At 60.2% G+C, this 9,598-nt stretch carries 6 protein-coding genes; 5 read left to right on the top strand and 1 reads right to left on the bottom strand.

Features of this window, described 5'->3' with window-relative positions; translation table 11 throughout:
- The first annotated feature begins 575 nt into the window (after positions 1 to 575).
- The 5 genes from mgtA to PMI28_RS00100 all read left to right on the top strand — a co-directional run bounded on the left by mgtA (position 576) and on the right by PMI28_RS00100 (position 8,632).
- Positions 576 to 3,290, top strand: a complete 2,715-nt coding sequence (mgtA, locus tag PMI28_RS00080) for a magnesium-translocating P-type ATPase (protein ID WP_007992974.1) — start codon at positions 576 to 578, stop codon at positions 3,288 to 3,290.
- A 132-nt stretch (positions 3,291 to 3,422) separates the two neighbouring features.
- Positions 3,423 to 4,139 carry an MgtC/SapB family protein gene (locus PMI28_RS00085; protein WP_007992973.1) on the top strand — a complete coding sequence of 239 codons (717 nt, stop codon included), beginning with the start codon at positions 3,423 to 3,425 and terminating at the stop codon, positions 4,137 to 4,139.
- Between the two features lie 127 nt (positions 4,140 to 4,266).
- Positions 4,267 to 4,668: a chemotaxis protein CheY gene (locus PMI28_RS00090; protein WP_007992972.1), complete on the top strand. Its 402-nt coding sequence runs from the start codon at positions 4,267 to 4,269 to the stop codon at positions 4,666 to 4,668.
- Positions 4,669 to 4,777: 109 nt separating this feature from the next.
- Positions 4,778 to 5,404: a response regulator transcription factor gene (locus PMI28_RS00095; RefSeq protein WP_007992971.1), complete on the top strand. Its 627-nt coding sequence runs from the start codon at positions 4,778 to 4,780 to the stop codon at positions 5,402 to 5,404.
- Positions 5,405 to 5,434: 30 nt separating this feature from the next.
- Complete coding sequence (locus PMI28_RS00100) at positions 5,435 to 8,632, top strand: transporter substrate-binding domain-containing protein (protein WP_086805317.1); 3,198 nt, start codon at positions 5,435 to 5,437, stop codon at positions 8,630 to 8,632.
- A gap of 3 nt (positions 8,633 to 8,635) precedes the next feature.
- Here the strand turns inward: PMI28_RS00100 and dkgB are convergent, their stop codons facing one another.
- A complete protein-coding gene (gene dkgB / locus PMI28_RS00105) occupies positions 8,636 to 9,439 on the bottom strand; it encodes a 2,5-didehydrogluconate reductase DkgB (protein ID WP_007992969.1) in 804 nt (267 codons plus the stop codon).
- Positions 9,440 to 9,598 lie beyond the last annotated feature (159 nt).

Raw genomic sequence — 9,598 nt, 5'->3', positions numbered from 1 at the left:
TATTGGCGTGACTGGAGTTCAGACGTGTGCTCTTCCGATCTAGCCCGCTCCCACATTGGTCCGGCGAACACAGGTCCATTGTGGGAGCGGGCTTGCTCGCGAAGGGGCCATGGAAAACACCACAAATATTGAATCCTGAACCCTTCCTGAAGAACCCCGCGATTCCCCTTCAGCTCGGCAATGCCTGGTTTACTCTGCAAAAACCGGGGCGTAAGCTTCGCGCGTTTTCATCCATTACGGAGACCCACAGTGGGTACTTGTTCGAGTGACAGTTGTCGGCCGGTCTCGGTAACCGGCATTTTCTCGGCAAGATAACGCGCAGTCTCCTGTGCCGTTGTCTCGCCGAAAAGCGAGCAGCGGCATCCCGGTCATGGCCAATCCTGGCCGTGTCCCGACGCCCCTCTCATCGACGCTGAACAGTGCGTGGTTTCGACTTTTTGTCGTGGCCGCCGCTCTATCGACACGCCTGTCATTCGTGACTGGCGCGCCAGGCCTTGCCATGCCGGTTGTTCCGGCGGCAGCGGCGTGGACCTGCCTGCTTGACGGTTTCCCGGCTGACCAAAGGGGCACCAGCCATGAAACTTACCCTCAAGGAACTCTTCGCAGGCTTCCTGCGCAACCGCCACATCGCCCGACACTTTCGTCGCCTGGCGTTGCTGGAATCCTTCACCGACACCACGGTCAGCCGTGAAGTCCCGCCGACCCTGGCACAAACCCTGGTAGCCGCTGCCGGCAGTGAAACGGGCCAGTTGATCAACTCACTCGGCACCCACACCGACGGCTTGAGCGAACTCGAAGCCGCCGCCCTGCGCGAGCAATATGGCCTCAACGAAGTCGAGCACGAGCAGCCGCTACCCTGGTGGACGCACCTGTGGCACTGCTACAAAAATCCGTTCAACCTGCTGCTGACGTTGCTGGCGGTCATTTCCTGGCTGACCGAAGACATGAAGGCCGCCATCGTGATTTTTTCCATGGTGGTGCTCTCGACCTTGCTGCGTTTCTGGCAGGAATCCAAATCCAACCAGGCCGCCGATGCCCTCAAGGCCATGGTCAGTAACACGGCCACAGTGATGCGCCGGGACCTTGAGGACCTCAGCGCGCAGCGCATCGAATTGCCGATCAAGCAGTTGGTTCCGGGCGACCTGATCGTGCTGTCCGCCGGTGACATGATTCCCGCCGATTGCCGGGTGCTCAGTGCCAAGGACCTGTTCGTCAGCCAGGCGGCGATGACCGGTGAATCGATGCCGGTGGAAAAATTTCCTCGCCAGCAGGACCGCGACACGCGCAATCCACTGGACCTGGACAACATTCTGTTCATGGGCACCAACGTGGTGTCGGGCACGGCGCTGGCGGTGATCCTCACCACCGGCAACAGCACCTATTTCGGCGCCTTGGCCCAGCGCGTGGGCGCAACCGACCGGGCGCCGACTTCGTTCCAGACCGGGGTCAACAAAGTCAGCTGGCTGCTGATCCGCTTCATGTTCGTCATGGCGCCGCTGGTGTTGTTCATCAACGGTTTCACCAAGGGCGACTGGACCGAAGCGCTGCTGTTCGCGCTGTCGATTGCCGTGGGCCTGACCCCGGAAATGCTGCCGATGATCGTGACATCGACCCTGGCCAAGGGCGCGGTGTTCCTGTCGCGCAAAAAAGTCATCGTCAAACGCCTCGACGCCATTCAGAACTTCGGCGCCATGGACGTGTTGTGCACCGACAAGACCGGCACCCTGACCCAGGACAAGATCTTCCTGGCGCGCAACGTCGATGTCTGGGGCCGCGACTCCGATGACGTGCTGGAAATGGCCTACCTCAACAGCTACTACCAGACCGGCCTGAAAAATCTGCTGGATGTGGCGGTGCTCGAACACGTCGAGGTCCATCGCGAATTGAAAGTCGGCACGGCGTTTCGCAAGGTCGACGAGATTCCGTTCGACTTCACTCGCCGGCGCATGTCGGTGGTGGTCGCCGAGCACGAGCAACCGCACCTGCTGATCTGCAAGGGCGCGGTGGAAGAGGTGCTGGCGGTCTGCTCGCGGGTACGTCACGGCGAAGTCGATGAGGCGTTGACCGAAGAACTGCTGGCGCGAATCCGTCAGGTCACGGCCACGTTCAACGCCGAAGGTTTGCGGGTGGTTGCCGTAGCAGCCCGGTCAATGATTGAAGGACGCGACACCTACAGCCTGGCCGACGAACAGGAACTGACACTGATCGGTTACGTAGCGTTTCTCGATCCACCGAAAGAAAGCACCGCCCCGGCCCTCAAGGCCCTGGCGGCGCATGGTGTGGCGGTGAAAGTGCTGACCGGTGACAACGAACTGGTGACGGCGAAAATCTGCCGCGAAGTCGGCCTGGAACAGCAAGGCCTGCTGATGGGCAATGACATCGAACGCATGACGGATGCCGAGCTGGCGAAAGCGGTGGAGACCACCAACGTCTTCGCCAGACTGACCCCGTCGCATAAGGAACGCATCGTCCGTCTGCTCAAGGGCAACGGCCATGTGGTGGGTTTCATGGGCGATGGCATCAACGACGCCCCGGCGCTGCGCACGGCCGACATCGGTATTTCGGTGGACAGCGCCGTGGACATCGCCAAGGAAGCGGCCGACATCATCCTCCTGGAAAAGAGCCTGATGGTGCTGGAGGAGGGCGTGCTGGAAGGGCGCCGCACCTTCGCCAACATGCTCAAGTACATCAAGATGACCGCCAGTTCGAACTTCGGCAACGTGTTCTCGGTGCTGGTGGCCAGTGCGTTCATCCCGTTCCTGCCAATGCTGCCGATGCATCTGCTGGTGCAGAACCTGCTCTACGACATTTCGCAGATCGCCATTCCGTTCGATAACGTCGATGACGAAATGCTCAAGCAACCGCAACGCTGGCAGCCGGCGGATGTCGGGCGCTTCATGCTGTTTTTCGGGCCGATCAGTTCGATCTTCGACATCACCACGTTCGCCTTGATGTGGTACGTGTTCGATGCCAACACCCCGGATCACCAGACCCTGTTCCAGTCCGGCTGGTTCGTGGTCGGGCTGCTGACCCAGACGCTGATCGTGCACATGATCCGCACGCCGAAGATCCCGTTCCTGCAAAGCCGCGCGGCCATGCCGTTGCTGGTGATGACCGGACTGATCATGGCCGTGGGTATTTTCCTGCCGATGGGGCCGCTGGCGCATTACTTCAAACTGCAGGCGCTGCCGTCGCTGTACTTCGTGTTCCTGCCGGTGATCCTCCTGGCATACATGGCGCTGACCCAGGCGGTAAAAGGGTTCTACATCCGCCGGTTCGGCTGGCAATAAAGCCGCAAAACCTGTGGGAGCGGGCTTGCTCGCGAATGCGATGTATCAGTCACCATCATCATCGACTGACCCACCGCTTTCGCGAGCAAGCCCGCTCCCACAGGGGATCGTGTGTTTTTCAAGGGATTCATCATGCAAGCACTTAACAACCTCAAGCTGGCCTCCCTGCTCGACACCCTGGTCAGCCTCAGCGCGGCCTTTATCCTCGGCGGCCTGATCGGTTTCGAGCGTCAGTACCGGCAACGCACCGCCGGCCTGCGCACCAACGTGCTGGTGGCGGTGGGCGCGGCGATTTTCGTCGACATGGCCAACCGGCTGGCCGGTGCCGAAGGCGCGGTGCGGGTCGTGGCGTACGTGGTCTCCGGCATCGGTTTTCTCGGTGCCGGGGTGATCATGCGTGAAGAAGGCAACGTGCGCGGCCTCAATACCGCCGCGACCCTCTGGACCTCTGCGGCCGTGGGCGCCTGCGCCGGCGCCGACCTGCTGGCCGAAGCGTTGCTCGGCACACTGTTCGTGCTCGCGGCCAACACCTTGCTACGGCCGATCGTCAACAACATCAACCGTCAGCCGCTGGATGTGATTTCGGCAGAAGTCACCAACATCGTCTATGTCATTGCCCGGCGTACGCAGCAAAAAACCGTGCTGGCCTTGCTCGAAGCCGAGCTGGAGCGCAGCAACTATCCGGCCAGCGATGTCGATGTGCATGCCTTCGGCACGGATGAAATAGAAATCGAAGCCACCCTGGCGACCACCTCGGTCGATGGTGATGAACTGGATGCGCTGGTGGCCCGGATTTCGACGTCGACCCTGGTGGTGCAGGCGTTCTGGAGTCCGAGTACTACGGAGTGAAGGCCAAGGTTTCCCTGGCAAGCGTCAGACTAACCGGCATTTATTTAGGAATATTCCTACATAAACCTAAGAGGGTCTTCCGTAGGCTTTGCGACCTCTTGAAACCGACATCCTTTTGGAGGTCACCTTGCCGGATAAATCCTTGCGCATCCTGATCGTCGATGCGCAGCACTTCAACCGCCTGCGGATCGAGCGGCTGTTCAACCAGCTCGGCTACTTCCGGGTGGCACCGGTGCAGAGCCTCGACGAGCTCCTTCCACTGGTGGAGTACGCTGGCGAGCCTCTGGATCTGGTGCTCGTCAATGGGGCGATGGCCAGTGAAGGGCTGGACCTGTTCAGTTTCCTGGCCGACAACCCGCATGTTCATCACGGGTTTATCTTCAATGACCAGCAGGTGCCGGTGCCGCCCGTCGCAGCCAAAGTCCAGGTCAGCCAGGCCGCGCTGCCTGACCTGGCGTCGATTACGCAGTTGATGAGCGCCATTGATTGTGGGTTACCGTTCGTCGGAACTGTCATTTCTGTCAGGTAGTTCTTTCCAGCCTTCCATGCAAAAGTCTATGCGCAGCGTTGTGCCCAATCGCTGCGGTGCCTGGAGGGCATTTTTTTGCCCGATCGTGTTGTTTTGCACGGGAGTTGTCATGAAGTCAGCACTGATTGTGGAAGATCATCCGGTGGTTCGCTCCATGATCAAACTCGTACTCAAGGGCGAAGGATTCAAGCAGATTTACGAGGCCTCCCGTGGCGATCAGGTCTTGTCGTTGATCCGCGAGCATCAACCGGATGTCGTGCTGCTTGATCTGGGCCTTCCCGGTGTGGCGGGGCTTGAGGTGATGGATCGCATCAAGGCCGAAGACACGCGATGCCGCGTGGTGGTGTTCACCTCGCTGGAGGCCCAGTTTTATCAGGACCGGTGCATGCGTGCCGGGGCTGTTGCTTATGTTTCCAAGAGCAAGGACCTGGATGACTTGAAGGCGGCGGTGAATTGCGTGATGGCCGGCTACACCTATTTCGCCCAGATCTCCTCGAGCTCCGTGTCGACGGGGGAGTTGCAACGCAGTGAAAAGCAGTTGATCGACAAGCTCTCCAATCGTGAGTTGACCATTTTGCAGTACCTGGCCCGGGGTTCGAAAAACCTGGAAATCGCCGAGATCATGCACCTGAGCTACAAGACCGTCAGTACCTACAAGACCCGACTCACCCTCAAGCTCAACATGAGCTCGTCGGTGCATTTGAGGGATTTCGCCCTGCGCAATCATTTGATCTGAATGAACGTACTCCGACGACTGGCAGGTTGGATGCTGGCTGGCCTTCTTCTATGGACATCGATGGTCTGTGCACAACAGTCTTTGACCTTGTTGGGACGCTCGAGTGTCGAAGGCCTGAGCGTCAGGTTGTCGGAAACCGAGTTACGCTGGCTGCAGCAAAAGGGCCGATTGGTGCTGGCCGTCTCGGCTCCGGACTATCCTCCCTTCGAGTTCAACACGGCCGGCAAGGTGTTCGAGGGCGTCACAGCCGATTACGCCGGATTGCTCGAACAATTGTTGAACGTAGGCATTGTGGTTCAACGTTATCCGTCGCGGGCCGACGCGGTGCAGGCCATCAAGGAAGGGCAGGCAGACCTGCTGGGAACGGCCAATCGATTTGAAGCCGAAGATCCACAGTTACAGATGTCCAGCGCCTATGCGGTCGATCAACCGGTGCTGGTCACGCGCACCGATTTCCCTCCGGTGCTCGACCCGACACTGGCCGGCAAGCGGCTGGTGATGCTGTATCACTACTTGCCCGAATACAGCGTGCAACAGTTCTATTCCAAAGCGCAGGTCCAGCTGTTTCCCTCGACACTGGCGGCGATGGGCGCCGTGGCGTTCGGTCAGGCCGATGTCTACCTTGGCGATGCGATCAACGCCCATTATCTGATCAGCAAGAATTACCTGAACAACGTGCAATTGACGGATTTTTCGCCCATGGAGTCCGGGCGTTTTGCCTTTGCGATGGCCCGTGACAACGTGCCGCTGTTACGCATCGTCAACAAGGCACTGGCGGCCATCACCACCAATGAACAAATGAACATCCTGCGCCGTTGGGGGGCCAACGGGGTGTCTATCCCGGGCACCCAGTCCTTGCAATTGAGCGTGGCCGAACAGCACTGGCTCCAGCGCCACCCGCGCGTGCGGGTCGCGATCAATGAAAATATTCCGCCGATTACATTTGTCGACAGTGAAGGCAAGTTTCGCGGTATCGGTGTCGATGTGCTGGCGAAAATCACTTTGCGCACCGGGTTGCAATTTGACATCCAGGGCATGAAGTCGGTGGCCGAGATGATGTCCGGCATCACCAGCGGCCAGATCGATGTGCTGGCCGGTATCGGCCTCAGTTCCCAGCGTGAAGATGAATTGCGGTTCACCCGTTCGTTTCTGAGCAGCCCGTCGGTGCTGGTGACCCGCGTGGCCGTGGACAGCCCCAGGACGCTGGATGACATGGCGGGGAAAACCTTGGCGCTGACCCGGGGCAACATTGCCAGCGAGTACATCAGCCAGCATTACCCGCAGATCCAGCAGGTGGATGCGCCACTGTCGACGGACGCCATGGAAATGGTCGCGCAGGGCAAGGCCCAAGGCGGCATCAACTCCTTGATCAGCGCCCGTTACCTGATCTCCCGGCAGTATCGCGATCGCCTGCAAGTGACCAGCACCGTGGGCACCGACCCCGCTCGAAGCACCCTGGCAACCAGTCGTGAGGCCACCGAGCTGCATTCGATTCTGGACAAGGCGCTACTGAGTATCCCACCCGAAGAAATTGACGAGCTGACTCAACCCTGGCGCTATGACTCGATGGTCGAGCAGAGTTACTGGCTGCGACACCGGCAGGCGATCGTGCAGGCGTTTGCGGTGGCAGGTGTCTTGCTATCGCTGGCGTTGGCCGGGATCGTCTGGCAGCGGCGCCAGATTCGTCAGCGTCAGCAATTGCTCGGACAACTGCAGGAAGCCAAGGACGCGGCCGACGACGCCAATCGGGCCAAGACCACATTCCTGGCCACCATGAGCCATGAAATCCGCACGCCGATGAACGCATTGATCGGCATGCTTGAACTGGCGCTGAAACGGGCTGATGAAGGAGTGACCGACCGCGCCGCCATCGAGGTGGCGTCCAACGCCGGGCAGCAGTTGCTGGATTTGATCGGCGACATTCTGGATGTCGCCCGGATCGAATCCGGGCATTTGTCGTTGGCGCCGGAGCGGGTCAATCTGCACGCGCTGGTGACGTCGGTCTGCCGGGTATTCGAAGGGCTGGCGGTGCAGAAGAATCTGCAGTGGCGGGTCGAGCTCGACGCGCTCAGTGACTGTGACGTGATGCTTGATCCCACGCGCTTCAAACAGGTGCTGTCCAATCTGCTGAGCAATGCGATCAAGTTCACCCGTGAAGGCCAGGTGAACCTGACGCTGCGGGTACTGCCGCAAGCGCCGGCGCATCTCGCGGTCAGCGTACACATCGAGGACAGTGGCATCGGTATCAGCGCTTTCGACCAGCAACGCCTGTTCAGTCCGTTCGTGCAGGCGGGCAACAGCCAGCAGTCGGCCCGGCAGGGTTCCGGCCTGGGCCTGGTAATCAGTCGCACCCTGTGCGAAATGATGGGCGGCCGGTTGCAACTCGACAGTGAACCTGGGCGCGGCACGCGGGTGCACATCAGCCTGGTGCTGCCCGTCCTGCAAGCGTTGTCGGTCGAAGTGGTGTCCCAGGGGCCGGAGCCGCTCGCGACCCGGGCGTTGACGATTCTGGTGGTCGACGATTATCCGGCCAATCGCCTGCTGCTCTCGCGGCAACTGAGCTATCTGGGCCACCGTGTGATGCTCGCGGAGGACGGGGTGCAGGGGCTTGAACAATGGCGCGGGCAGGGGTTCGATCTGATCATCACCGACTGCAACATGCCGGTGCTCAGCGGTTACGAGTTGGCGGGTGCGATACGTGAGCAAGAACGGCTGCAAGGTCTGTCGCCGACGCTGATTCTGGGCTTTACCGCCAATGCGCAGGCCGAGGAGAAAGCCCGTTGTCGGGCAGCGGGCATGGATGATTGCCTGTTCAAACCCATTCGCCTGGTGGATTTGCAGGCGTGGCTCGCCCAGCGCTTTTCCAGTGCACCTCCAGCGGCAATCGAGACCCCTGGCTTCGCCGAGTTCGATTTGAGCGGGCTCGAACGCTATGCGGATTCGGACCGTGAGCTGATCGATCAACTGCTGCGCGATCTGGCGCTGACCAACCGCGAGGATCGCGTGCATTTGCTGGCCTTGCACACCAGCGACAATCACCCTGGTTTGCAGGCACTGGTACACCGGATCAAGGGTGGGGCGTTGATGGTGCGAGCGTTTGGCCTGGTGGAGTGTTGCGAACAACTGGAGCGGGCGTGCCATGACGGCAGCAGGGCACTGATCGACGACGCCGTCGACCAGTTGCAGCAAGCCATGACCCGTCTGGATCAAAGTCTTGAGCAGGATTGAGGCTCAATCCCAGTTCGGCGCGATACCTTTTGGGCTGGTTAGCCGGTGGCCGCGATCCAGCGTTGCGATCAAGTCCATGTCGGCCTCGCTCAAGGTCAGCTCGCGAGCCTTCAAATTGCTTTCAAGGTTGGTCCGGCGAGTGGACGACGGGATCACTGCGTAGCCCGATTGCATGGCCCAGGCCAGGGTGACCTGAGCCGGCGTCGCTTGCAGGCGTTCGGCGATCTGCTGGACGAGTGGGTCCTTGAGGACTTCACCGTACGCCAGGGTCATGTACGACGTGATGCCGATGCCCTGGCTCTGCGCGAACGCGACGACCTTGCGGTTTTGCAGGTACGGATGCAGTTCGATCTGGTTGGTTGCAATGTGCTCGGCACCGATGGCCGCAATCGCCTGTTTCATCAGGTCTACGGTGAAGTTGGACACGCCGATCTGCCGGGTCAGGCCCAGGCGCTTGGCTTCGAGCAGGGCGCCCATGAATTCTGCGACAGGCACTTGATCGTCCGGCGACGGCCAGTGAATCAGGGTCAGGTCCAGGTAGTCGGTCTGCAATTTGCGCAGGCTTTCTTCAAGGCTGTCGATCAGACGATCCCCGGAGAAGTTGGCAACCCAGATCTTGCTGGTGATGAACAGTTCTTCCCGGGCGATGCCGCTGGCGGCGATTGCCTCGCCGACTTCGGCTTCGTTTTCATAGATTTGCGCGGTATCGATCGCCCGGTAGCCGAGCGCAAGGCCGGTGCTCACCGAATCGATGACCACTTGGCCTTGCAAGCGAAACGTACCCAGACCGAAGGCGGGAATGGACATTGATGACTCCAGAGGTTGCAGTGGGAATGGGCGCGAGTATCCGCGCCTGCATCCGTGAGAAAAACCGCTGGAGCGGCAAAGCAATGTTTACCGCAAGTCAAGAATCACCGGCAGTCTGGTTGGGTGATGGTGTTTGATCCGCCGCCTTCGCGAGCAAGC

This window comes from Pseudomonas sp. GM48 (genome assembly GCF_000282335.1).
In the GTDB taxonomy this organism is placed as follows: domain Bacteria; phylum Pseudomonadota; class Gammaproteobacteria; order Pseudomonadales; family Pseudomonadaceae; genus Aquipseudomonas.
Note: the sequence above shows the minus strand (reverse complement) of the source record. Positions and strands in the feature narration are given on the sequence as shown.

What these genes read in the sequence shown, in the direction of transcription:
- mgtA (WP_007992974.1), top strand. Translation starts at nt 576, where the DNA reads ATGAAACTTACCCTCAAGGAACTCTTCGCAGGCTTCCTGCGCAACCGC.
- PMI28_RS00085 (WP_007992973.1), top strand. Translation starts at nt 3,423, where the DNA reads ATGCAAGCACTTAACAACCTCAAGCTGGCCTCCCTGCTCGACACCCTG.
- PMI28_RS00095 (WP_007992971.1), top strand. Translation starts at nt 4,778, where the DNA reads ATGAAGTCAGCACTGATTGTGGAAGATCATCCGGTGGTTCGCTCCATG.
- PMI28_RS00100 (WP_086805317.1), top strand. Translation starts at nt 5,435, where the DNA reads ATGCTGGCTGGCCTTCTTCTATGGACATCGATGGTCTGTGCACAACAG.
- dkgB (WP_007992969.1), bottom strand. Translation starts at nt 9,439, where the DNA reads ATGTCCATTCCCGCCTTCGGTCTGGGTACGTTTCGCTTGCAAGGCCAA.